The organism is Pseudomonas sp. QLc11A (genome assembly GCF_052112305.1).
In the GTDB taxonomy this organism is placed as follows: Bacteria; Pseudomonadota; Gammaproteobacteria; order Pseudomonadales; family Pseudomonadaceae; genus Aquipseudomonas; species Aquipseudomonas laurylsulfatiphila.
Genome location: NZ_JAVAJJ010000007.1, coordinates 86517 through 109075, shown reverse-complemented (window position 1 = coordinate 109075; position 22559 = coordinate 86517). Strand labels below are relative to the sequence as shown.

Genomic DNA, 22559 nt, shown 5'->3' with positions numbered 1-22559 from the left:
TGACAGCGCACGTTGCGCTGCCTTCCGAATATATTGTTGCGAGTAATCAGCAACCCTACAATCTGCAATTTAGCTATTACGGACTGCATATATGCACACTTGGGACTGGGACGATCTGCGCCTGATACTTGCCGTTGCCGAACACAAGTCTTTTGCCGCCGCCGGACGCGCACTTCATCTTAATCACACCACCGTGCTGAGGCGTATCAATGCCTTCGAAAAACTTCATGCATTTCGACTATTTGATCGCCTCTCGACCGGCTACACAATGACTGACGCCGGAGAAGAATTACTGCAGACAGCACAAATCATGAATATCGCCGTCAGCGAACTGTCCCGCAAACTCGAAGGCAAGGATCTGCGATTGGAGGGCATACTCCGCATTACCACCTGCGATACTTTAATGGCATCCATTTTACCGGAGGCACTTGGAGGATTCAGTGAACTCCATCCCGAGATATCACTTGAAGTCACCACCGGCAATTTCATCAGCGATCTGGCCCAACGGCATGCAGATGTAGCAATACGAACCAGTGACAGTCCTCCCGACGCATTGATCGGTAGGCGTATCGCCGATGTCGGGTTTGCCGTTTACGCTGCCAGGGGATTTTCTCAGCGTCATGGGAGCGTTGATCCAGCGCACTTCAATCGATGGCTTGCCCCGGATCTCGCACTTGGTCAAATGGATATTGCAAAATGGCTGCGTGCCAGCGTTCCTGCAACGTCCATTGTTTTCAAGGCCGACTCTTTGGTCACCCTTAGGCAAGCAGCGCTGGGGGGCTTGGGAATAGCCGCACTTCCCTGCTATTTGGGAGATTCAACCCCCGGGCTAGAGCGGGTCCCGTTCGTAGGAATCAACGCCCTCAAAACGGGACTGTGGGTCCTCACCCATCAGGACCTGAGACATACCGCTCGGGTGCAAGCCTTCACCCGCTTTTTGAATGAAGCACTTCAACGTTCCTGGCCTGGACCGACAACCACATGACCGTTGAGCAGAGTGACGTATTTCAGATGGAACGTAACCTTGCGTACCGTTCAATTGCGATTTTTTCCGGACAGTTACTTTCTTTATTCATGGGGGGCTTGCCGGGGAGGCAATCCCTGGTTTTCACCAGTGCCGCGATCATTGCGCTGGTGACTGTGCTGCTCCTGTCTCTCACTCACAAATGCTACTGGATCGGGTAAGTACTGCACCTGATCTCAACCAGCTCAAACCAGAAATTGTTCAACTAACCGAACCCAGTAACTAGCCCCCGTCCCCAGGCAGTCATCGTTGAAGTCGTACCCAGGGTTATGCACCATGCACCCCCCTTCCCCATCACCATTACCGATAAAGAGATAGCTGCCAGGACAATGCTCAAGCATCACTGCAAAATCTTCACTGGCAGCAATAGGTGCCATGTCTTGAATCACCCCCTCTTCACCCAACCAATCAACAGCGACCTGTCGGGCAAACGCAGTAAGCTGAGGATCATTGATCAAGGGTGGCAATGATTCTTCCCTATCAACCTCCACACTGACACTGGCACCGAAGCTAAGCGCTTGAGCTTGGGCAACCTGGACAATCCGCTTGAGAAGGTCGGCACGAACGTTAGGCTTCAAGGCGCGCACACATAGTTGGAGTACTGCATGCCCCGGAATGACATTGGGCGCCTCACCAGAATGAAAGGAGCCCACAGTGATCACCGCCGTCTCCAGAGGATCCGTATTGCGCGACACAATACTCTGCAGTGCCATGACAATTGCCCCTCCAGTAAGTATGGGGTCAATGGCTTTATGTGGCATTCCGCCATGCCCGCCCGTACCATCAATTCGAATTTCAACCGTATCGGTGGAGGCCATGAACGGTCCGGCCCGAAAACCCAACTTCCCTACTGGCAACCCAGGCATGTTGTGCATACCGAACAACGCATTACAGGGAAATCGCTCCAGGAGACCATCATCCAGCATTTTCTGCGCGCCCCCATCGCTTTCTTCGGCGGGCTGAAAGATGACCACCAGCGTACCGTCGAACTGCCGGCTGTTGGCTAGGTGCTGCGCGGCAGCCAGCAGCATTGCAGTATGGCCGTCATGACCACAGGCATGCATGGCGCCTGGATGCTGGCTCGCATAAGGCAATCCGGTCTGCTCCTGAATCGGCAGTGCATCCATATCTGCCCGAATACCAATGACCTTACTTCCACAACCTTGCTGAAAACGCCCTACAACACCAGTCCCCCCAAAACCACGATGCACCTCAAACCCCCACGACTCGAGCTTGGCAGCAACCAGATCTGAGGTTTTGAACTCCTTAAGGCTGAGCTCCGGATAAGCATGAAGCTGACGGCGCAACTCAATCATTTCAGCTTCAATGGCACGGATACCCGGCAGCATGGGTCGAACGGTCATGGACTTCACCTGTTTCATGTAAGGGAGGCTCGCCTGCAAAGTGCGAGGATATAAAGCTCATCAACGTTAAGTGCTGCAAACTCTGCTCAATCACTGGCAGGCAGCTGTATTGTCTAGCGAGTCGTGAAACGCATCATGACGCGCCCACCTCGAGCGAGTTTGTAGCGCACAATGGCAAATACCTGAGCCGTCGCTGGTTGATCTGGGAGGTACGTTTCGCGCCTGCTATACACGGCCAAGAATGTTTCTTGTAGCAAGTCCTCGATATCACTTGGTTGACACTGAAGTCTATTACGCAGAAATTCACGCGCATGAACACTTAGCTCCGACAAAAACGTGAGATAGGCTTTTCGTTTCCGCCCAGGCCTGCGAGGAACGATGCTTGTAGGTGAATCACCCGATTGAGAAAGGCAGCATTATGTGTAGTTCGTTCCATCGTTAACCCGGGTCACGTAAAGGTCGGATATTGTTGATCGAGTGATTGAATTTTAATGCCTCGAAGTAGTTCGATTTGCTCATAGCTTTTTGAGTTGGCCTCGTTTAAGGCAAGGAGATACATCCGAAACGCGATGCGATTCAGTTTGCTCAATGGGCCCTCAGTATCAAGAACTCGGGGTTCCCACTGAGCAGGAAAAACTATTAATAATCAACAGCGTTCGATGTATTCAACTTAAGTACGGAAGCTATCCACCAGATGTTTGAGTCGGCTGGCTTGTTGCTTAAGGTCATCACAGGCGAGCAAGGTGGCCTGGAGATTCTCCACGCCTTCTTGGTTGAGGGATTTGATCTCGGTGATGTCCATATTCAACGAGTCGATTACAGCGGTCTGCTCTTCAGTAGCAGTGGCTACAGACTGATTTATGCCATCAATTTCGCCAATACGCTGAGTAACGCTCCCTAGTCGCTCGCCAGCCTGGTTGGCGATAACCACACCTTCATGGCTATAGCGCTCGCTTTCGCTCATGGTGCAAACCGCCTCACGAGCGCCGACCTGAAGCTCCTCAATCATCGTATGAATTTCTTGTGCCGATATCTGAGTGCGGTAGGCAAGACTGCGTACTTCATCCGCCACCACAGCGAAACCGCGACCTGCCTCGCCCGCCCGCGCAGCCTCGATAGCGGCGTTGAGCGCTAGTAGGTTGGTCTGTTCGGAAATGCCCTTGATCACTTCAAGGATCCGACCAATGCTCACCGTCTTACCATTAAGCGTCTCTATGTTGCTGCAGGATGCACGAATTTTTCCTGACAACTCGTTCATGGCGTTGATCGTCTGAGCTACCACTTGCCGGCCACCCTCAGCCTGAAGGCGTGCATCTGACGCCTGAAGTGAGGCATCACCGGCATTACACGCGATTTCCTGAGCGGCTGCACCCAGCTCGTTGATCGCTGCTGCAATGCTGTTGGTGCGATTGGCCTGTTCGTCGGAATTTGCTATGGATGAGCTGGAGGCAAACATCACTCGCTTTGCCACTTCGTTGACTTGTTCGGTCGCTGATGAGACTTCGCGTATTGAATGTTGGATTCGCTCCACGAAAAGGTTGAAGTCGCTGGCCAATTCTCCAAACTCATCTTGAGAATGCACGGCCAAACGTCGGGTCAGGTCCCCCTCCCCCTGGGCTATATCGCGCATGGCTTTGCCCATTAACCTCAGAGGTTGCATCAGTACGCGGATTAGCATGCCCAGTAGAAGCAACGTGATTAGCACGGCAATCAGAGTGGCGAAAATAGCTGAAGCACGGAAATCGCCTAACGCCTGGTAGGCTTTTTTCTTGTCGATGGACAAACCGATATACCAGTTGACCGAGGGCAGCCCCTTGATCGGCGAGAACATCAGAATATAAGGAACACCCGCCTGCTCAGTCTCACTGAAATGGGTGCTGATAGCGGGTGTGTCTTGCGGATAGATATCGATAAGATTTTTCATCACCAAGTCTTTATCCGGGTGAGCAAGTATCTTGCCGTCGGCACTGACTAGGAAGGCATAACCGATGCCGCCCAGATCGAGCGAACTGACAATTTTCGCCAGGGTATCCAAAGTCAGGTCACCACCGACCACACCGAGAGGTTGGTTTCCATGGTGAACCGGAGTAGCGATGGTCATCATCAACTGGCCAGTGGATACATCCAGGTACGGCTCAGTCAAAGTCGTACCACCAGCTGCCATCGCATCCTTGTACCAAGGCCGGGTACGCGGGTCATAATCGGCGGGCAATTCGTCTTTTGGTCGCATCGCAAAGCTGCCGTCGATACCCCCAAGATAGGTGAAGTTAAATGTTGAAAGCAGCGTCTTCTGTTCCAGCAGGCGCACCACACTGTCCGGCGTATTGTCGTTGGCAACAGTCTGAGCGACGGTGTCTATCAGCAAAACACGTCCAGACAGCCAAGCTTGGACATTGCTTGCAGCAATTTTGCTCATCCCCTCAAGGTGGCTTTCGAGGTTTGTATGTATAGCGTCACGCTGAAAATAATCGTTGTACAGTGTGAATAATGAGAATGCTGCAATGACTACGAGCGATGCGGCGAGCAGAACTTTGTGGCTGAACCTTAAGTGGACAGTCATTGGAAATTTACCCGAGATTAAAAATTTCTGTTTTTATTATTTAACTCCAACCGCAGGCCTTTAAGACCTGCGCCAGTTCATCTCATGCGTAGCCCGTATCTTTTATACTACACCGCTAGTCGTGGTGTGTGGACGAATGTTTAACAACAGCCAATTCAGGGTAGGCAACCAGTTTGTCGATACACAGGTCCTCATTCTCCAACCAAACTTCCGTAAGCGCACGATAGTGCTTCATATCTGTACAGTGCATACGCAGGCTGTAGTCGAACGGACCACTGATAAGATGGCATTCCAAGACCTGAGAACAGCTATCTACACATGCTTCGAAGGCTTTTTGTGCAGTGCGCCGATTCTGGCTCGATATAGCGACCAATACCTGTAGTGACAATCCCGGTGAGACCTTTTGCACATCGATGAACGCACCATAACCGCGAATCACCCCTAGCCTCTCCAACTTGCGTACGCGTTCCTGGCAAGGGCTTGCGGTCAGGTGCACAAGTGTTGCTAGTTTCTGGTACGTGATGCGCCCGTCATGGCGTAATACGTCAATGATAGCCTCATCAATACGCCCCAATGTTCGTGAAAAATCGGGATTTTTTTCCTTCCTTTTCATTGTTAACTCTATTCACTTCAGTCCATTAGACAGAAATTGTTGAAGGCGCTCGCTGCGCGGGTTATCCAGAATCTCTGCCCCACCCTGCTCCTCGACTCGGCCTTGATGCAGAAACAGTAACTGGCTCGACACCTTGCGGGCAAAGCTCATTTCGTGGGTCACCATGATCATGGTCCGGCCTTCTTCGGCCAGGCCCTGAATCACCTTTAGTACTTCGCCCACCAGTTCAGGATCCAGCGCCGACGTCGGTTCGTCGAACAGCAGAACTTCCGGCTCCATCGCTAATGCTCGTGCAATCGCCACTCGCTGTTGCTGACCGCCAGAGAGAAATGCTGGAAACTGCTCCGCAACGCGCGCTGGCAGCCCCACCTTGTCCAGATAACGTCGGGCACGATCTTCGGCATCTTTTTTGCTGACACCCAGCACCCGGCGCGGGGCCATCGTGATGTTTTCCAGAACGGTCATGTGGCCCCACAGATTGAAGTGCTGGAAGACCATGGCTAGACGGGTGCGCAGCCTTTGCAACTCAGCGGCATCGGCCACCTGCATGCCATGATGGTTTTTGACCATGCGAATCTGCTTGCCGTCCAGGCTCATGGCTCCGTCATTGGGTGTTTCGAGAAAGTTGATGCAGCGCAGGAAGGTACTTTTGCCTGACCCACTGGCGCCGATCAAACTGATCACATCACCAGTTTTGGCTTTCAGAGATACGCCCTTGAGTACTTCGTGGTTACCGTAACTCTTGTGCAGTTCTTCAACAGTCAATTTGTACATGTGCGCAATCATCCTCTAAGGGAAAATGTGGCGTCGCTGTGCAGCTGTGACAGCCGGCGACAAAGCCCGAGGCCTAATGAGCGGCCATATGGAGTACCAAGCCCTAATGAGCCGGACCAAGGAAAGCCAACCAACGGCGCTCGGCGATGCGGAATAGTCCGACAAGCGCGAAGGTAACCACCAAGTAAATCAGCGCAGTAATACCGAACGAATGAAAGGTCAGAAAGGTCGCCGAGTTGGCGTCGCGAGCAACTTTCAGAATGTCCGGGACGGTTGCAGTGAAGGCCACGGTGGTCGAATGCAGCATCAGAATTACTTCGTTGCTGTAGTACGGCAACGAGCGACGTAGCGCCGATGGCATGATCACGTAGGCATAGAGCTTCCAACCTGTCAGGCCATAGGCCTTCGCAGCTTCGACTTCGCCATGGGCCATGTTGCGAATTGCTCCGGCGAAAATCTCCGTGGTGTAAGCGCAGGTGTTCAGCGCAAACGCAAGGATGGTGCAGTTCATCGCGTCGCGAAAAAATGCATCGAGCACCGGTTGTGCACGAACTGCAGCCAGGCTGTAGATCCCGGTGTAGCAAATCAGCAACTGGATATAGAGCGGCGTTCCCCGAAACAGGTAGGTGTAGAACTGTACGGGCCAGCGTAGGTAACACTTGGATGAAACCCGGGCAATGGATAACGGGACCGACACCAAAAATCCGATGAAGATTGAGGCACTGAGCAACCACAAAGTCATGGCTAGCCCCGTGATCTGGTGGCCGTCGCTATAGAGAAAAGGCTTCCAGTAATCCTGCAAGAGTTCGATCATCGTACAGCCTCCCGGGAACCTGCCGCATAACGCCGTTCCAACCAACGCAAGACATAGTTTGAAGTACTGGTAATCACCAAATAAATAAGCGCTGCCAAGACCAGAAAATAGAACAATTGATAGGTGCTTTTACCAGCGTCCTGGGCTGCCTTTACCAAGTCAGCAAGGCCTATGATCGACACCAGTGCAGTGGCTTTGAGGATGACCATCCAGTTATTACCAATACCCGGTAAAGCAAAACGCATCATTTGCGGGAAGACCACAAAGCGAAAGCGCTGAGTGCGACTTAAGCCATAGGCGGTGGCCGCTTCCACCTGTCCACGGGGCACGGCTAGCATCGCCCCGCGAAAAGTCTCAGTGAAATAGGCCCCGTAGATAAACCCCAGCGTGATGATCCCGGCAACAAACGGATTGATCTCTATGTATTCCCAATCCAGTGCCTGCGTGATCCCGGTCAACCAGGTTTGCAGGCTGTAAAAGATCAGTAGCATCAGCACTAGGTCCGGCACCCCGCGAATCAGGGTAGTGTAGAGCTGTGCTGGGATTCGCAGGAGTTTGACACTGGAAAGTTTGGCACTGGCCCCGATAAGACCAAGCAGCACGCTCAACAGCAGCGAGAGTATTGACAACTTGACGGTCATCCAGGCGCCCTCCAGCAACAGAGGACCGAACCCTTTCATGCTGTATGTGGAGAGCCCGAGGGCCTGCAACAGTATTTCGAACATAATTCAGGAACCTATCGCGATAATAAAGCGCCCGCCCCAAGGACGGGCACCCGGGCCTTACTTGCCGCTATAGAGATTCAGATCACCGAAGTGTTTTTTCTGGATTAAGTCATAGGTACCGTCATCGTGTAACGCTTGGATGCCCTTATCCAAAAAGGCCTTGAGGTCTTTGTTACCTTTAGAGATACCAATAGCTGTTTTGGCTGGCAGTAACTCGCTGTCAACGGGCTTGCTGACTTCATAACCAGTGCCTTGGGGGGAATTCAAAAAACCCAGCTGAGCTTGCAGCATGTCCTGGATCGCCGCATCGAGGCGACCGGAAACCAGGTCGTAGTAAACCTGATCCTGGTTCTGATAGGCCTGAGTTTTGACACCAGCCTTATCCAGAACCGCTTTGGCATAGGCTTCCTGGATACTTCCTTGCAAATAGCCTACGGTCTTGCCCTTAAGGGAAGTAACCTCTTCGCTCAGACCAGAGTTTTTCTTGAACACATAAGAGGTTGCGCCGGAGAACAGCTCATTTGAGAAGTCAATGACTTTCTCGCGGGCTGGGGTCACCGTCATGGAAGAGAGAATGCCATCGAATTTGTTGGCCTTCAGGCCAGGAATCGTGCCGTCGAAATCGCTCTCGACCCACGTACATTTGACCTTCAATTTGGCACAGATTGCATTACCCAGATCGATATCAAACCCCGTAAGACTACCATCTGCGGCTTTAGATTCGAATGGTGCGTAAGAAGCATCAACGCCAAAACGCAGTTCTTTGTACTCCTTGGCCAGAGCGACATTTGCGCAAAGTGGGAAAAGTGCTAACACGAAGAGCTTTCGAAGCGAAATCATATGAGAATCCCTAGATGTTGTAGTTTGATTAAGGGCAGTGAACGATTTGACGACTTTAACGATTCTTCTTTCGGCAACTACATTTCGGATATAAACCCCCGCAATAGTTGCATTACTGCACACCCATTTAAGAGCTGTGGCAAGCGTTACGCAATCAACGGCAATAGAAATTTAGCTATACACCTCCTAAGCAATTTTATATTCACTCATAATCAAGACCTCATGTCCTGGTACTGGACACTGATAGTACGCCGATGGCTCGCTCATCCAAATATGGCAAACAGATCAATGTTATGAGCAAACCGCTCGTAACAGAGAGCAATCTGCTTGACTGAAAACCTGTTTTGCAAAGGTAAACAAAAAATCAGCGCATGAACCCCCTCAGGAAATGCTGAGGCGTCACTCCAACTCTTATCATTTATTTTCTAACCGAAACAGAAAAAATCAAGCTGAAGCCAGCTTCATCATTAGAAGACCGCTGACAATTAAGACAGCTGCGACAACTCGCATAAGGCTGGCAGGTTCCCCTAGAAAGATGATACCCACTGCAAACGCGCCAACAGCACCAATGCCAGTCCAAATTGTATAAGCAGTACCAAGCGGTAGACTTCTCATGGAAAATGATAGGAGCGCAAAACTTGCCATTAGCATGACCAAGGTAACAACAGTCGGCCCAAGCTTGGTCATACCTTCAGATTGCTTCATGGAGAAAGCCCAAACAACTTCAAGTACCCCTGCAAATATTAAACATATCCAAGCCATGATAAGCCTCCATTGAAAGATCCGTCACGACCAAGACGAATACAACCTACAAGTATTGGGGCCGCGCCCCTGAAAATAAAAACAATGGATCGGGCTCTTAAAAAAGCCCCCGCTGGTACGGGGGCAAAGGAGGGTTACCGACCAGACCATATTTTGAGCAATGCCGTACATCCAACGCTAAAGGTGCCACCAATTTTTTTGCGTTCAGATCATTTGAATGTCTCGTCCAAGGCCAGGGAAATATCTTTGATCAAATCGTCCGGATCTTCGAGCCCCACCGAAAACCGAAGGTGACCGTAGGTACGGAACTCTTCAGGGTACTTGTCAAAGCCGCCTCGGCCTTCCGCACCCACATGAACGATGAGGGACTCATCGTGCCCGAGGGATACTGCAGAAGTGATGATGCGCAGATTCGAAACGAACCGATTCTGAGTATCCGGATCGCCCTTTACTGCAAAAGCCATCATCGCCCCATATCCCTTGCCTGCAAATTGCCGACGGGCTAGTTCATGCTGCGGGTGGGACGGAAGCCCCGGATAGTAGATATAGGCTATACGATCATCCGAATTGAGAAACTCAGCCAATTTTTCAGCCGTATTTAGAAGTTGTTTCAGTCGCAGAGGCAGCGTGACTGAACCGCGCATTATCATCCAGGCGTTAAATGGAGAGATGGTCGCGCCGAGGTCAACAAGAGCGTCATTCTTGATCTTGGTAATCATCTGAGTGGAACCGATAACCACCCCGCCCATGGCATCACCATGGCCATTGATATACTTCGTCAGAGAGTGGACGACCAGGTCGACCCCGTGCTGACTGGCACGGAAAAACGGAGGTGGAGTGAAAGTAGCATCGACGGAAATCAGTGCCCCGTGTGCATGGGCAATTTCAGCCAGCGCAGCGATATCTGCAACCTTAGTGGTTGGATTAGCAATCGTCTCGGTATGGATCAGTTTGGTATTAGGGCGGATCGCTTGGCGAACAGCCTCTAGGTCACCTACGTCGACAAATGTGGCTTCAATGCCATAACGCTCAGGCAAAAGCTCCGCGAAAAGACGCCATACAGCCTGATACGTAATATCACTGACAATGACGTGGTCACCGCTTTTCAAGAAAGAGAAAAACACTGAATGCAAAGCGGCTACGCCGGTAGCAAATACAACCGCAGCCTCGCAGCCTTCGAGTGCAGCAAGTTTCTTTTCAAGGCATACCTGGTTATGCCCCTGGTTCCGCGTGTACACAAGGCCGTCTGGGCTAGACCAGTCCATCGTGGCCGGATCTTCAGGCAAGAGATAAGAGTTAGCCATTACCAGCGGAGTGCGAACAGCACCAGTAGTGGTGTCGGTTACGTTACCACCATGAACTGCGAGTGTAGCCGCCGAAAGTGTGGACAGATTCTTTTTGTCAGGACGCATGTCTATTTCCTCCAAAGTTATTTTTTGTTGGGTGTCATTGATTCTGAAGGTGAGTGAAAGAAGGACGGTTGGTCTGATCTGCTCGGACCAATTCTTGATTTTCGTCAAAGACTAATTCACCACTCTCAATTGCACGAACACGGCCACGAACCATGTACCAACCAACAACAAGGGCGGTGGCATAAAACGGCAGCGAAGCAATCGAGTACGTACCTACGGGATAATCGAATGCGATAAGAACCAGAACCAAACCGAAGAACCCCAAAGTCGCGTAACCACTGTAAGGCGCAAACGGCATTCGAAACCCCGGACGCTCCAGATCACCTTGCTGGGAGTATTTGAAGAGTTTGATCTGACACAGGACGATTGTTGACCACGAACCGATCAACATAACGGCAGTGAGTGTCAGCGCGATTTCAAAGGCTTCCCCCGGAACAATGGCGTTAAGTACGACACCAATTAGTGAAGCAACGGTCGTCAGCATGATGCCAGCGAACGGAACACCTTGACGGTTCATCTTGGCCAGGAAGCTAGGGGCTGATCCGTTGATTGCCAGCGAGCGAAGCACCCGGCCAGTGGAGTAAATGCCAGCGTTCAGAGAAGACACGGCCGCGGTAATCAAGACCATGTTCATAATCGCGTCTGCACCCTTGATCCCCAGCGAGCCGAAGAAAGTCACAAACGGGCTTACCCCCGCCGAGTACGCTGTGTGGGGGAGCAGCATTGCCAACAGCAATACAGAACCAACGTAAAAAACAATAATGCGGAAAACAACTGCCCGAATGGCTTTCGGCATGACTGTAGCGACGTCTTGGGCTTCGCCAGCTGCAGTACCAACCAACTCCACACTGCCATACGCAAATATCACCCCCTGGATCATGATTACGGCGGGCAAGAGGCCTGATGGGAACCAACCGCCATTGTCAGAAATCAGTTTGAATCCGACCTCATGGCCTGGCAGCGGAGTGCCGAACAGCACCATGTAAATGCCGATCCCAAGGAAGGTCGTTAATGCAGCCACCTTGATCAGGGCAAACCAGAATTCGAGTTCACCAAAAATTTTTACCGAGACAAGGTTAATCGCAGTAACAAAACCCAATGCTCCCAGTGCCAAGGACCATTGAGGGATGTCGCCCATGAAAGGGACATAGGCTTTGAAGAAATTCAGGTAGAGCGCTGTCGCTGTGAGATCTGCAATGGCAACCATTACCCAGTCAGTCCAGTACATCCATCCCACGGCAAAAGCCCATTTCTCACCGTAGAACTCTCGAGCATAGGAGACGAACGAGCCCGAGGATGGGCGATACATCACCAGTTCGCCCATAGCCCGAATGATGAACCACGCAAAAAAGCCACAGATTGCATAGACAAACACAAGCGAGGGTCCGGCTTCGGCGAGTCGTGCGCCTGCGCCCATGAATAGACCACTTCCGATTGCCCCCCCTATGGCAATCATCTGAACCTGGCGAGGCTTGAGCACCTTTTGATAGCCCGCATCTTCTGCGCTGAAGTCTCTCTTTCGAGTTACACCAGACGATGGCACGCGTGTGGGATTAAGATCATTCACACTCATTTTGTTACCTTTTATTGTTGTATTGGGCAAGGCTCTACCGACCAGAAGAGCCTTGCCGAGGACCCGATTTAATCCTAGGGATTCACATCGATCCTTTAATCAACTTCCGCCAACACCGTTTAAGCAGATCACTTTTGGTTGCGTCATATCTTCATACGCGAAACGCACACCTTCACGCCCCATGCTGCCGTATTTTGAACCACCAAATGGCATTGCATCAAAACGATAGTCAGATGAGTCATTAATCATGACGCCGCCGGCTTCGAGTCGTTTAGCTGCTTTCATGGCGACATTCAAATTGCTGGTGAAAATACCCGCATGCAAACTGTATTCTGGTTCATTAGCCAGTGTCAGCGCCTCATCAAGCGAGGCCACGCGTTGAAGAATGACAACCGGACTAAATACTTCCTCACACCAAACTTTACAGCTTTGGCTAACATTCTCCAGGACCGTCGGAGAGTAAAGCGAGCCTTGGCGTATATTACCAAATAACAGGTTAGCCCCTTTATCCATTGCCTCGATAACTACTTTTTCAGTGCGTTTTGCAGCAGCTTCAGTAATCATTGGCCCAACATCCGTGCTTTCGTCAGCAGGATTTCCCACGACTAAAGCACTTGTCTTCACAACGAATTTCTTTTTGAACTCCTCATATATTGTCTCTTCAACAAGAATTCGTTGGGTACCGATACAATTTTGCCCGGCCGCCCAAAAAGCGCCTGATACACAGGACTCAACGGCTTCATTCAGATCACAATCGCCCATGACGATAACCGGGGCATTGCCCCCCAAATCCATCGCCAGTTTTTTAAGGCCTGCATTGCGAGAGATCTGCTCACCGGTAACAAAACCGCCCGTGAAGGAAACCATACGTACCGCTCGATGAGCGACCAGTGCCTTGCCCAGCGCAGCCCCCCCAGTTGCAATGGACACGACCGCAGGAGGGAGACCCGCAGCGTTCAGGCAAGCCACCAGCTTAATGGCAGATAACGGAGAGAGCTCAGAGGGTTTGAGTACAACAGCATTACCGCCAGCGATCGCAGGCCCCAACTTGTGAGCGACCAAGTTGAGTGGGTCGTTGTATGGGGTAATTGCAACAATTACCCCCAAAGGCTCCCGAGTAAACCATCCCTGACGGGACTCAGATCCTACATAGGAGTCAAACGGAATCACTTCGCCAGCATTACGCTTGGCCTCCTCAGCGGACAGTTTCAGCGTATTGACGCAGCGTAAAACCTCCTTTCTCGCCTGCTTGATCGTTTTTCCCGACTCGGCAACAATCAGACTGGCAAACGCCTCCTTGTCGCTCTCAACCAAAGCAGCGGTTTTTTCCAGTATGCGAGCACGTTCGTGCCTTGGAAGTTCTTTGGCAATCAGCGCACCAAGCTTCGCCGTATCAATGATCGCAGTGGCAAATGAAGCGGGTATGTCCGTCACCTCTCCAACTGCAGCGCCATCATACGGACTCAAAACTGTTATGGTTTTATAATCAACAGCGAGCGAAAGACTCAAGCTATTCATGATCACTTACCTATCTTAGTTTTGTTCTTGTGAATGCTGACGATATCCGAGAGTAAGGCGAATGCTGTTTCAAACCGACCTGCACCCGCTCCGACAACCGTTACCGGGCCCAGAACATTTGTATTAAATGTAATTGCATTCGTTGCACCACTCACACCGGCCAGTGCGTCCCCCTGAGGCAACAATTGAGGACTAACAGATGCAGTGATGGAGCCATTGCTCATTTTTTCCGCGCTGCCAATTAGTTTCCACCGGGCATTGGCTTTCGTTGCTTCGGCGATATCTTTTGACGTGATCCCCGAGATGCCTTTGCAAAGGACATCGCTCGGAGTCAACTTCGCCCCCAGAAGCTCATTCGCCAAAATGACTACTTTAAGACGAACATCATGCCCTTCCACGTCTGCAGTGGGGTCAGCTTCTGCGTAACCGAGTTCCTGAGCCTTGGCGACTGCATCAGAGAAGTCGAGACCTTCTTCCATGCTAGAAAGTACGAAATTGGACGTACCATTCAAGATGCCCTTAAACCCGCTGATTTCCGAGCCGGCCAGCGACTCTTTAGCCAGACGAATGACGGGGGTGCCGCTCATTACCGAGCCTTCAAACTCGAATTGGGCACCGGTGCTTCTGGCCAATGCTTTCAGGCTTTCAGCGTGCAACGCCACCGGCCCTTTGTTGGTGGTGACCACACTGATACCTTTTTCCAGAGCCCAGCGACAGAAAGTCGTAGCTGGCTCTCCGTCTACAGGGTTGGTGAACGTCGCCTCGGCGATAAGATCGGCCCCCGAGAAACGGATAACCGTCTCATTTGCAGGCTCAGCACTGCCCGCTGGCAATGTTCTAAACCCCCCTTTTACAGCAGGAACTGCGGCCAATTCGTGGGCATCCAACCCGTTCTTGTTGATGATGGAGCCAAAGTAAAGATCACTGACACCAACAATTTTTAGCTTAAAACCAAATTCATTAGCCCAGTGCTCGTTCTTATCTGCAATGAGCTGCGTCAACGCACGGTTTACACCACCAAAACCAAGCAAAGCAATTTTATATTCAGTCACGACATGGGCCTCATTGTTATGTTTTCGGTACTGAAATACTAAACTGCAGCAGTGCTCATACGAATATGGCAAACCGATCATTGTTGCGAGCAAAATGCTCGCAGGAGAGAGCGTTTTGATTTCCTAGCAACCTACTTCGTGCAAGACAATACAAAAGACGTAACCGTATTCAGAACTCCTGGCAACGTGGATATGTCGCTCCAGACCCGATGAATACAATCCGAACTTGCCGCTTCAACTGTCACTACGATATCCAGGTCACCACTCATTACATTGCAGGACACGACCTCAGGCATTGAGACAATTGAACGCACTACTTCAGCACCACGCATTCGGTCTTTTCGATACACAAAAATAAGGGCATTAATTGGCGCAACCTCGGAAGGTGGCCCACCTTTGATTATGGTATAACCCCTGATATATCCGTCCCGCTCCAACCGTTCAATCCTGAGCCTGACAGCATTCCTAGACAAATTAACTTTCATGGCAATGTCGTTATGCGCAAGTCGAGCATTACGAGTAAGCTCTTCCAGTATTTTTTCATCCGTCTTATCTAAAACGCGCTTCATCTCTAACTCCAGGATTATAGCGAGCGAGACTTCGTGTCTTGGGATATCGTCTTGATGAGTTCCGTAAGGATGCCAACATCATTGGAAATTGAAATGCATTCGTCATTAGAGAAGGGGTGAGCACTCACCACACTTATTGGAGATTGAACATCGGCTTCAGCCAGAACTGAGGCAGAGCTTGAAGGATGCGTCGTGGCCAAGCAGATCATTGGTGTCAGTAAGCTACGCCTGTTAATTCGCGCAGCTCGTAATCCAATCGCGGTATTAGGACTGATCAAGTAACCACTTTTAACAAAGACTTCATGAATACAGGAAAATGCCTCTGCATCCTCTACCGCCAAAGAATCAAATAGCTTTCGCGCCTCTAACCACTCATCCTGTTCCAGTTGAATTTGGCCATCCGTCTCTAGTAGCTCCATATTTCTAGCCACTTTATCACTGCACCTATTGAGAATGCTCCATTGCAGCCGCTCGAAATTAGAGGCTAACGACACATTCATGCAAGGCGTGTTGGTAATACGAATCTCATTACACCTATAGAGGTTAGACTGAAGAAAGTCATGCAAACCCGCGTTGGTATTCGTTGCTACAATTAGCTGCCTGATGGGCAACCCCATTTCCCTTGCAATATAGCCTGCATAGAGAGCACCAAAATTTCCGGTAGGCACACTGAACGCCACCTCTCTTTTAGGCGCACCTAATTGAAGCGACGAGTAGAAGTAGAAGGACAGATGCGCCAGCACCCTCACCCAATTCACCGAATTGAAAGATATTAATTGTTGACCTGTTTCGTTAATGCCTCTGTGAAATTTTTCGCACAGCTGATGACAATCGGCGTAATCACCCTCAACCAAGATATTTACAACATTTTCTTCGGCAGCGCCTAATAAGCGACGCCGATGTTCATCTGTTATTCCTCTGGAAGGATGCAGAACAATCACAGTCACACCTTCCATGCCATTGAAGGCTTTGATGGCCGCGACACCGGTGTCTCCACCAGTGCAGCCAACGACAAGCGCTTTCTTTCCGGACTTTAGTAAAGAGTATTCAACCAGACGAGACATCAATTGGAGACCGAAGTCTTGATAGACCCCTGCCGGACCATGGAATAGTTCTAATACCCACTCATTGGTAGCCGTCTGATAGAGCGGCGCAACGGCGTTACTTTTAAAACGGTCAAATGTCTCCTCAAGAATTCGAGACAGTTCATTTTGAGGGATATAGTCACCTAGGAACGGCTCGATCACATGACGTGCCAGTTCGTGAAATGGTAGCCATTCAAGCTTCAGGAGATCATCGCTTTTGAAGCGAGGAACCTTGCTAGGAACGAAAAGCCCACCATCCGGTGCGTACGCCCCCATGAGGACCTCGCTGAACTCGAATTCTTTACCAGGCGTCCGTGTGCTGACGTACTTCATGATTTGAGACACCCTCTCGCCTTTTCTGAGCCTTCCACCCGTAAGGCGGCGCCCTGCTGAAATTCAGTGCTGCAGTGAGCCTTTCCTGTGAAATGTGAGGCCTTCTTCTGAAGCGTTGAGCGAGATCATCGTCATCTGCAAACGCAGATGGTGAGGGGTCGCACATCACCCGCGCCAGGCCAATCACCCATCACTCAGCTACCACACGGCCACTTTCGTCGCTTGCCGTTCAAGCTACCAACTATTGACTAAAAAAGTCAATATAGTGACTATCCCATCTATCCGACCGTGCACGGCTATTCCCCTGCGGGAAGGAGCCCTATCCGCATTCCCATCAGAAGGTCCAGGGCAGCCAGAAAATTAGAAATCCAGGAGAACGCCATGAGTGCCACGAACCTTCTTCATTCGCTTTACAAATACAAGGCATGGTCTGAGGAGGAACTGTTCAAGTGCTTGAAAGCCCCCGCGGCAAAAAAATTTCCAACCGAAATGGAGGAAGCACTCTACTGGCTAGCCCATATCAATATTGTTGACCAACTGTTCATTGCCAGACTGCAGGGAAAACCGGATGAATTTGACTCCATCCTGACCGAACAGAAACAAGACCTAGGTCGACTGGAAGAGTGCTTTTCTTCAGCGAATCAATGGTTTGTGAACTACACCCAGTCGATCACTGCAATCGAACTGTCTGATCCGGTTGCGTTTATTTTCAAGGATGGAAAACCAGGCAACATGACGAAAGAGCAGGTTCTTGCACACGTGCTATCACACGGATTGCAGCATCGAGGAAGTGTGGCGACTATCTTGCCTGGTGAGCTCCTGCTGGATCACAAGGACCATTTCACAACGTTTTTGAAGCTCTAGGCACTGATGGGCCGGCCCATGTATGGCGATGATACGTAATAGGAAATTTTTCGATGTTCTGCATACCCGATCAAGCACCAGTTGCCCCCAATATGACGAGCGCTGGATGCATAAAAGGAACCTGAGACAATTCCGCTCAAATGTCGAACGAGGCTTCGGTGTGATTCAAACTGAGTAAGCCGGCCTGCCGGCCCGAAGCAGCGATCTCAAAAAAATGCCTCAGCAAGCCACCTTCTGCTGAGGCGTCCTCACTGCAAAGAAAATTCATAAGTGCCTACGATTTTTATGAGGAGCGTGTCACGAATAGAAATGCTCCTTTATTTCAGTAGGCGCCTTTTTGTAAGTGGGAAGGAAGATGCTAAATGTCTTTATTATCAGCGCACTCAAGCATGGCTAATCCAATTCCTCGCTCATTACGCGAGACCAAAGCATCGCCAGCACCTCGGATATCACGGGCTTCCTCATCCTGACCGAGCTTGAATTTCCCCACCAGCCTCGTGATTTCGATCTCGACCCCTACAATTTTTTTCAGCATGGCATCTATGTACTCCTTGGGACTATCGGTCATTTTCCAAGGTGTGGGCTGAGTTGCTTCATGAGACTTGGTCAGCTTTGCTACGACACGACGCACGTACTGTGCATCATCGTGAAACGTCACACGACCAAATGCGTGCACGACCCGGTAGTTCCAAGTGGGGACTTGCTGATGGAAATCCTGTTTGCTCGGATACCATTGCGGCGATATATACGCATCTTGAGCTCGAAATATCACCAACACCTCACTGCCCTGGGCGACTTCATGCCATAGGGGGTTATTCCGCGCCACATGCGCCTGCAGCACCCCAAGCGCTCCGCTGCGGAGTACAAGTTCAAAAGGTAGGTGATTGGCGTCAATCCCATCACCCGAACAAGTGACAAGTGACCCAAGCGGATTTCGCATAATGACTTCTTGCAAAACGCCAACACGAGACTCTTCAAACTGAGGGGGGATGTACATTTACTTTGCTCCTATAACTGATCTGCTCGCTCAACATTAGGGCCACTGCGCCGGTCAAAGCCGACTAAACATCGGCCCTACCGCGCCTGCTGAGCTGTATCATTGTAAAGATGCAGCTTGGCGTTTCGGATGCGTTCGCAGCACTTACTGCTCAGCTCAGTTCGAGCTCGTCGATCACCGCAGCAATTTGCTGACGCCCTGCTCCACTGATGGTTCTGAGTGGCAATGGCAAGCTCGGAGAGTGGGTGAATCCACGAAGCTCGGCCGCCGTTGCAACAACGCGCAAGCTTCCCCCAAATTGTGTAAAGAGGGCCCATAGAGGCTTCAAAGATTCGGAAAGGCGAGTCGCTTCTTTGGCGTTACCCGACAACGCAGCACGCGTGATTGCCAGGGCTGTTTTCGGGAACAAGCCCCCAATGACGGAGTACCAGACCTGACAGCCTGCGTTCAATCCAGTAGCAGCAAATACATCCCCGCTTACCCCGATCGTTACGTGCTCCGGAATCAGTGCCCGAAGGCGATCGACTCGTGCCTTGGCCTGATCTGGTGCTTCAGGAACGCCAGGGATCTTGATCGAGTGCACATTCGGCAGGTGGGCAATGCGCCCGTGAAGCTCATCAGTAAATTCGAAATGGGTGGTGCCGGGGTTGTCATAGACGCATAGCGGGACGGAGATATTGGCGGTGACCGTTTCGTACAGGGAAAAAACATCTTCAGCTGTTAGCTTCTGATAGGAAACGGGTGGCAGCAACAATGCCTTGACTCCCACCTTCTGCGCATCCTCTGCCAGCAACAGCACATCACGCGTCCGCAGCGACCCAATACTTACCATGACGGGAACATTCCCGGCTGCCTCTACTGCCAACTGCGTAACTCGTGAGCGTTCAATCCGAGAAAGGTACGCATAGCTTCCTGTAGATCCGAGCGCACCGATAGAATCCACTTTTGCAGCCACCAGTTGCTCCACAAGGCGAGCAAATGCTCCTTCATCCACACCCTGCTCATTCATTGGCGTCAAAGGAAATGCACTAAGACCGGTAAACATAGTTCAGGACTCCATTGTGTGATTCTGCAATTAGATCACCACAGGACGGACGGACTCCGAAGCATACATCGCTCAATAATCGACACCATGCGCCATGGAGATTTCTTCGATTCAGCTGCAGGCTTTTTCAAGGTGATGTGGGGGGGGGCATGAATGCCACCGATAAAAAGGCTGCGTGCGAGGCGAGATTGGACATAACCCCGTATGCATCCACACAAGCAGCCCGTACCCTCTCGCTTATGTACTAATTGGCACCTGGACCGATAAGCACACTCTCAATCTGAGCGCCTGGCATCATCAGTTGCAGGCCTTCTATCAGCTTGTCACCCGCTTCAGTCAATGCCTCGAGCGGCATTGTCGGCAGACTTTCCAGAATGAACCACATGTGCTTCGCGTCTGCACTGAGCCGTGTTCTGACACCCTGTCGCCAATTCCAACGACGGCAAGTCACCCCTTTATCGTCTCGCCAAACAACCTCGCCAGAATCAGGATATTCGTGGGCTGGAGCGCCTTCTTTCATGGTGTCGAAAGGTTCCGATCCATCAGCAACAGCGAGTCGCGGCGAGCCCACATAGGCTTCGACGTTCTCACCGCCGACCGGAACTGCGTATTCAATGCTGATGGCGTTATAGAGATCAACCACTGGATCGATACTCGGCAGACTGCCGTCACGCAGGACCCGTTTGCGAAGAGCTTCAGCTGAGCAAGGGGTGCGCTGCGGCTTGGCACCGAATTTTCGGAAGAGATCCGCCCAAGCGGTCAGGTGAGCGTCTGCCCACAGTGCACCACCCGCCGTGACTGATTGACAGGCTCGAGCCAAAGCGTCCTTGCCAATATCTGGATTGGCGATTGGTGCAGCTTCGACCACAATGCTGAGCGCTCTGAACTCAGGTGCCAAATTGATTACGTCTTGGTCGATTGACGGCAGTACGGACAGCATCAGAGAATCCCTTTAATCCTAAATTTCACTTCATACTAGCGATCAATGACCAAAATAGTCAATATACCGACCAACACCGGGGCCGACGTTCAAACCGTTAGCGAGGCAGTTTCCCGTAGGCTCAAACAGGAACGGAAGAAGCGGAAAATCACTCTCGACGAGCTTTCCCGTCGCTCCGGTGTCAGCAAGGGCATGGTGGTCGAGATAGAGAAATGCACGGCTAACCCAAGCATCGCGATCCTGTGCAAAATCGCTGCTGCTTTGGGCCTTTCAGTTGCTGATGTCGTAAACGTGTCCGACGCCCCATCTGCCCACCTCATCGAGAGCAAGGATATTCCCACACTCTGGACAGGAAACATGGGAGGGACGGCTCGGCTCCTGGCTGGAACCAGTGGTCCGAACATGATTGAGCTTTGGCGCTGGGAAATGTTTCCCGGCGAAAACTTTGCCTCCTCAGGGCACCCTCACGGCACAACTGAGCTACTTCACGTGGAGAAAGGGACACTCCACTTCATAGTAGGAGATACCGAACTGAGCGTTTCTGCGGGTTGCTCAGCCGTAGCAAAAACAGATGTACCTCATGTCTACTCGAATAAAGGCAAATCAAAACTGATATTCACCATGTCTGTAACGGAGATCCACCAATCCGGGCGTGAAATTTAACGTTCAGACAGCATCGCGCTGAAGCTTACAGAGGAGTCCGCCGGGTTGGCTCTTATGGTCGGCCATCATCGCCCCGTCATAGGGCTCCTAATAACGGAGCCGCTGACTGGCATAGAACTTCGTTAAGGGGCTTTTAATGTCATTTGATTACCACCATCTCTTCCTCGTATTCACGGCCTATATTGTTGGAGCGGCGAGTCCTGGACCGAGCAACATGCGAATAATGGGCGTCGCGATGCACCAAGGCAGGCAGCCTGCGCTCCTGCTAGCGGCAGGTGTGATCAGTGGTTCGATTTTCTGGGGATCGATGGCAGCCACGGGCGTCTCAGCCGTCCTGGCGCAATATGCGCAGGCGCTGGGTGTCTTAAAAACGGTTGGCGGTGCTTACCTGCTCTTCCTTGCCATCAAAGCAGGCCGCTCTGCTCTAACGTCCAATGAGCGACTCGAGAAAGAGATAGCTGCCGCGCCAAAAGTCTCGGGCTTCAGTCTTTATCAGCGCGGCTTGTTCATGCATCTCACAAACCCTAAGGCGCTGCTCGGCTGGATCGCTACCATGACCCTTGGCTTGGGTCCGCACGCTTCGCCAAAAACGGTCGGGATTATTCTGGCCGGTTGCGCCGTGCTTAGCGTCACTATCTTCTGTGGCTATGCGATCATCTTCTCCACCGCGCCCATGATTCGGGGATATCGCCGAGCACGCCGATGGATCGAAGGTACCCTTGCGCTAGTTTTCGGAGCGGCTGGAGTAAAGCTGATGTTCTCCCACTCCTAGCCCGGATCTGGGCTGTTTATGCATGTAGAGTCTATTGATTGTGTAAGCCACTTGAACGCGCCTTGGGTAACGTTCAGACCCAGCGCCGACTGGCTGAAACTGCGATTCCGTGCGACTTCTTCAAAGACTCGCAGCATGTTGAGCGAGGGCATTTGACGCATGAAAGGATGACTCCGCACCAGCCTCAGTTGTTACGTGGGGCAGGTTTATTGTTTTTCTTGGGGTAGTGATTGTTCTGTAGGGCCTATCTGACTATCAGT

At 51.3% G+C, this 22559-nt stretch carries 22 protein-coding genes and 2 pseudogenes; 4 read left to right on the top strand and 20 right to left on the bottom strand.

All coding sequences use genetic code 11. The annotated features are described in order from the left end of the window. Window positions 1-91 precede the first annotated feature (91 nt). Window positions 92-985 carry a LysR family transcriptional regulator gene (locus tag Q8X48_RS12610; protein WP_407800218.1) on the top strand — a complete coding sequence of 298 codons (894 nt, stop codon included), beginning with the start codon at window positions 92-94 and terminating at the stop codon, window positions 983-985. A gap of 224 nt (window positions 986-1209) precedes the next feature. Here the strand turns inward: Q8X48_RS12610 and Q8X48_RS12605 are convergent, their stop codons facing one another. The 16 genes and pseudogenes from Q8X48_RS12605 to thrC all read right to left on the bottom strand — a co-directional run bounded on the left by Q8X48_RS12605 (window position 1210) and on the right by thrC (window position 17018). Next, on the bottom strand, window positions 1210-2388 hold the full coding sequence (locus Q8X48_RS12605) for a M20 aminoacylase family protein (protein WP_218497848.1): 1179 nt from the start codon (window positions 2386-2388) through the stop codon (window positions 1210-1212). A gap of 113 nt (window positions 2389-2501) precedes the next feature. Further along, a complete protein-coding gene (locus Q8X48_RS12600; protein WP_371318483.1) occupies window positions 2502-2645 on the bottom strand; it encodes a hypothetical protein in 144 nt (47 codons plus the stop codon). Window positions 2646-3058: 413 nt separating this feature from the next. Beyond that, window positions 3059-3844: a methyl-accepting chemotaxis protein gene (locus Q8X48_RS12595; protein WP_407800380.1), complete on the bottom strand. Its 786-nt coding sequence runs from the start codon at window positions 3842-3844 to the stop codon at window positions 3059-3061. 72 nt (window positions 3845-3916) lie between these two features. Further along, window positions 3917-4948, bottom strand: a pseudogene (locus tag Q8X48_RS12590) (HAMP domain-containing protein); the annotation flags it as partial. 115 nt (window positions 4949-5063) lie between these two features. After that, on the bottom strand, window positions 5064-5561 hold the full coding sequence (locus Q8X48_RS12585; protein ID WP_064676935.1) for an Lrp/AsnC family transcriptional regulator: 498 nt from the start codon (window positions 5559-5561) through the stop codon (window positions 5064-5066). A 12-nt stretch (window positions 5562-5573) separates the two neighbouring features. After that, window positions 5574-6335, bottom strand: coding sequence for an ABC transporter ATP-binding protein (locus tag Q8X48_RS12580; RefSeq protein ID WP_024777150.1), 762 nt, complete (start codon window positions 6333-6335; stop codon window positions 5574-5576). 103 nt (window positions 6336-6438) lie between these two features. Beyond that, window positions 6439-7149, bottom strand: a complete 711-nt coding sequence (locus Q8X48_RS12575) for an ABC transporter permease (protein WP_218497844.1) — start codon at window positions 7147-7149, stop codon at window positions 6439-6441. Further along, a complete protein-coding gene (locus tag Q8X48_RS12570) occupies window positions 7146-7874 on the bottom strand; it encodes an ABC transporter permease (RefSeq protein WP_064676932.1) in 729 nt (242 codons plus the stop codon). The genes Q8X48_RS12575 and Q8X48_RS12570 overlap by 4 nt, the downstream gene beginning before the upstream one ends. A 57-nt stretch (window positions 7875-7931) precedes the next feature. Beyond that, window positions 7932-8714, bottom strand: coding sequence for a transporter substrate-binding domain-containing protein (locus Q8X48_RS12565; RefSeq protein ID WP_218497842.1), 783 nt, complete (start codon window positions 8712-8714; stop codon window positions 7932-7934). Between the two features lie 444 nt (window positions 8715-9158). After that, complete coding sequence (locus Q8X48_RS12560) at window positions 9159-9476, bottom strand: DMT family transporter (RefSeq protein ID WP_407800217.1); 318 nt, start codon at window positions 9474-9476, stop codon at window positions 9159-9161. Window positions 9477-9685: 209 nt separating this feature from the next. Next, window positions 9686-10888, bottom strand: a complete 1203-nt coding sequence (locus Q8X48_RS12555) for a trans-sulfuration enzyme family protein (protein WP_024777145.1) — start codon at window positions 10886-10888, stop codon at window positions 9686-9688. Between the two features lie 34 nt (window positions 10889-10922). After that, window positions 10923-12461, bottom strand: a complete 1539-nt coding sequence (locus Q8X48_RS12550) for an amino acid permease (protein ID WP_218497840.1) — start codon at window positions 12459-12461, stop codon at window positions 10923-10925. 99 nt (window positions 12462-12560) lie between these two features. Continuing rightward, window positions 12561-13979 (bottom strand): aldehyde dehydrogenase family protein, encoded by a 1419-nt coding sequence (locus Q8X48_RS12545; protein ID WP_407800216.1) that lies wholly within the window; start codon window positions 13977-13979, stop codon window positions 12561-12563. Window positions 13980-13981: 2 nt separating this feature from the next. After that, the gene (locus Q8X48_RS12540) at window positions 13982-15031 is read right to left on the bottom strand and encodes a homoserine dehydrogenase (RefSeq protein WP_123722605.1); all 1050 of its coding nucleotides are present in this window, start codon (window positions 15029-15031) and stop codon (window positions 13982-13984) included. Window positions 15032-15162: 131 nt separating this feature from the next. After that, complete coding sequence (locus Q8X48_RS12535; protein ID WP_218497838.1) at window positions 15163-15600, bottom strand: Lrp/AsnC family transcriptional regulator; 438 nt, start codon at window positions 15598-15600, stop codon at window positions 15163-15165. Window positions 15601-15614: 14 nt separating this feature from the next. Then, complete coding sequence (gene thrC / locus Q8X48_RS12530) at window positions 15615-17018, bottom strand: threonine synthase (RefSeq protein ID WP_407800215.1); 1404 nt, start codon at window positions 17016-17018, stop codon at window positions 15615-15617. Between the two features lie 381 nt (window positions 17019-17399). Between thrC and Q8X48_RS12525 the strand changes: the two genes are divergently transcribed. Then, window positions 17400-17882 (top strand): DinB family protein, encoded by a 483-nt coding sequence (locus tag Q8X48_RS12525; protein ID WP_407800214.1) that lies wholly within the window; start codon window positions 17400-17402, stop codon window positions 17880-17882. 358 nt (window positions 17883-18240) lie between these two features. Here the strand turns inward: Q8X48_RS12525 and Q8X48_RS12520 are convergent, their stop codons facing one another. From Q8X48_RS12520 to Q8X48_RS12510, 3 genes are all read right to left on the bottom strand, one after another. Further along, window positions 18241-18879 (bottom strand): FMN-binding negative transcriptional regulator, encoded by a 639-nt coding sequence (locus Q8X48_RS12520; protein WP_090454472.1) that lies wholly within the window; start codon window positions 18877-18879, stop codon window positions 18241-18243. 151 nt (window positions 18880-19030) lie between these two features. Beyond that, complete coding sequence (locus Q8X48_RS12515; RefSeq protein WP_095153003.1) at window positions 19031-19924, bottom strand: dihydrodipicolinate synthase family protein; 894 nt, start codon at window positions 19922-19924, stop codon at window positions 19031-19033. 244 nt (window positions 19925-20168) lie between these two features. Further along, entirely contained in the window at window positions 20169-20864 is a 696-nt protein-coding gene (locus Q8X48_RS12510) for a B3/B4 domain-containing protein (protein ID WP_218497836.1), read from the bottom strand. 45 nt (window positions 20865-20909) lie between these two features. On the opposite strand from Q8X48_RS12510, the gene Q8X48_RS12505 reads away from it, so the two are divergent. Both Q8X48_RS12505 and Q8X48_RS12500 read left to right on the top strand, forming a co-directional pair. Then, window positions 20910-21527: a helix-turn-helix domain-containing protein gene (locus Q8X48_RS12505; RefSeq protein WP_090454468.1), complete on the top strand. Its 618-nt coding sequence runs from the start codon at window positions 20910-20912 to the stop codon at window positions 21525-21527. A gap of 136 nt (window positions 21528-21663) precedes the next feature. After that, complete coding sequence (locus Q8X48_RS12500; protein ID WP_223531870.1) at window positions 21664-22299, top strand: LysE family translocator; 636 nt, start codon at window positions 21664-21666, stop codon at window positions 22297-22299. Window positions 22300-22355: 56 nt separating this feature from the next. On the opposite strand, the pseudogene Q8X48_RS12495 reads toward Q8X48_RS12500, so the two are convergent. Next, window positions 22356-22460, bottom strand: a pseudogene (locus Q8X48_RS12495) (LysR substrate-binding domain-containing protein); the annotation flags it as partial. Window positions 22461-22559: the final 99 nt, after the last annotated feature.

Bases quoted from the DNA above. Each gene is read 5' to 3' on its own strand.
- Q8X48_RS12570 (WP_064676932.1), bottom strand. From the start codon at position 7,874: ATGTTCGAAATACTGTTGCAGGCCCTCGGGCTCTCCACATACAGCATG.
- thrC (WP_407800215.1), bottom strand. From the start codon at position 17,018: ATGAAGTACGTCAGCACACGGACGCCTGGTAAAGAATTCGAGTTCAGC.
- Q8X48_RS12515 (WP_095153003.1), bottom strand. From the start codon at position 19,924: ATGTTTACCGGTCTTAGTGCATTTCCTTTGACGCCAATGAATGAGCAG.
- Q8X48_RS12545 (WP_407800216.1), bottom strand. From the start codon at position 13,979: ATGAATAGCTTGAGTCTTTCGCTCGCTGTTGATTATAAAACCATAACA.
- Q8X48_RS12595 (WP_407800380.1), bottom strand. From the start codon at position 3,844: ATGTTTGCCTCCAGCTCATCCATAGCAAATTCCGACGAACAGGCCAAT.
- Q8X48_RS12610 (WP_407800218.1), top strand. From the start codon at position 92: ATGCACACTTGGGACTGGGACGATCTGCGCCTGATACTTGCCGTTGCC.
- Q8X48_RS12555 (WP_024777145.1), bottom strand. From the start codon at position 10,888: ATGCGTCCTGACAAAAAGAATCTGTCCACACTTTCGGCGGCTACACTC.
- Q8X48_RS12580 (WP_024777150.1), bottom strand. From the start codon at position 6,335: ATGTACAAATTGACTGTTGAAGAACTGCACAAGAGTTACGGTAACCAC.
- Q8X48_RS12525 (WP_407800214.1), top strand. From the start codon at position 17,400: ATGAGTGCCACGAACCTTCTTCATTCGCTTTACAAATACAAGGCATGG.
- Q8X48_RS12500 (WP_223531870.1), top strand. From the start codon at position 21,664: ATGTCATTTGATTACCACCATCTCTTCCTCGTATTCACGGCCTATATT.
- Q8X48_RS12575 (WP_218497844.1), bottom strand. From the start codon at position 7,149: ATGATCGAACTCTTGCAGGATTACTGGAAGCCTTTTCTCTATAGCGAC.
- Q8X48_RS12560 (WP_407800217.1), bottom strand. From the start codon at position 9,476: ATGGCTTGGATATGTTTAATATTTGCAGGGGTACTTGAAGTTGTTTGG.
- Q8X48_RS12520 (WP_090454472.1), bottom strand. From the start codon at position 18,879: ATGTACATCCCCCCTCAGTTTGAAGAGTCTCGTGTTGGCGTTTTGCAA.
- Q8X48_RS12505 (WP_090454468.1), top strand. From the start codon at position 20,910: ATGACCAAAATAGTCAATATACCGACCAACACCGGGGCCGACGTTCAA.
- Q8X48_RS12565 (WP_218497842.1), bottom strand. From the start codon at position 8,714: ATGATTTCGCTTCGAAAGCTCTTCGTGTTAGCACTTTTCCCACTTTGC.
- Q8X48_RS12605 (WP_218497848.1), bottom strand. From the start codon at position 2,388: ATGACCGTTCGACCCATGCTGCCGGGTATCCGTGCCATTGAAGCTGAA.
- Q8X48_RS12510 (WP_218497836.1), bottom strand. From the start codon at position 20,864: ATGCTGTCCGTACTGCCGTCAATCGACCAAGACGTAATCAATTTGGCA.
- Q8X48_RS12550 (WP_218497840.1), bottom strand. From the start codon at position 12,461: ATGAGTGTGAATGATCTTAATCCCACACGCGTGCCATCGTCTGGTGTA.
- Q8X48_RS12585 (WP_064676935.1), bottom strand. From the start codon at position 5,561: ATGAAAAGGAAGGAAAAAAATCCCGATTTTTCACGAACATTGGGGCGT.
- Q8X48_RS12535 (WP_218497838.1), bottom strand. From the start codon at position 15,600: ATGAAGCGCGTTTTAGATAAGACGGATGAAAAAATACTGGAAGAGCTT.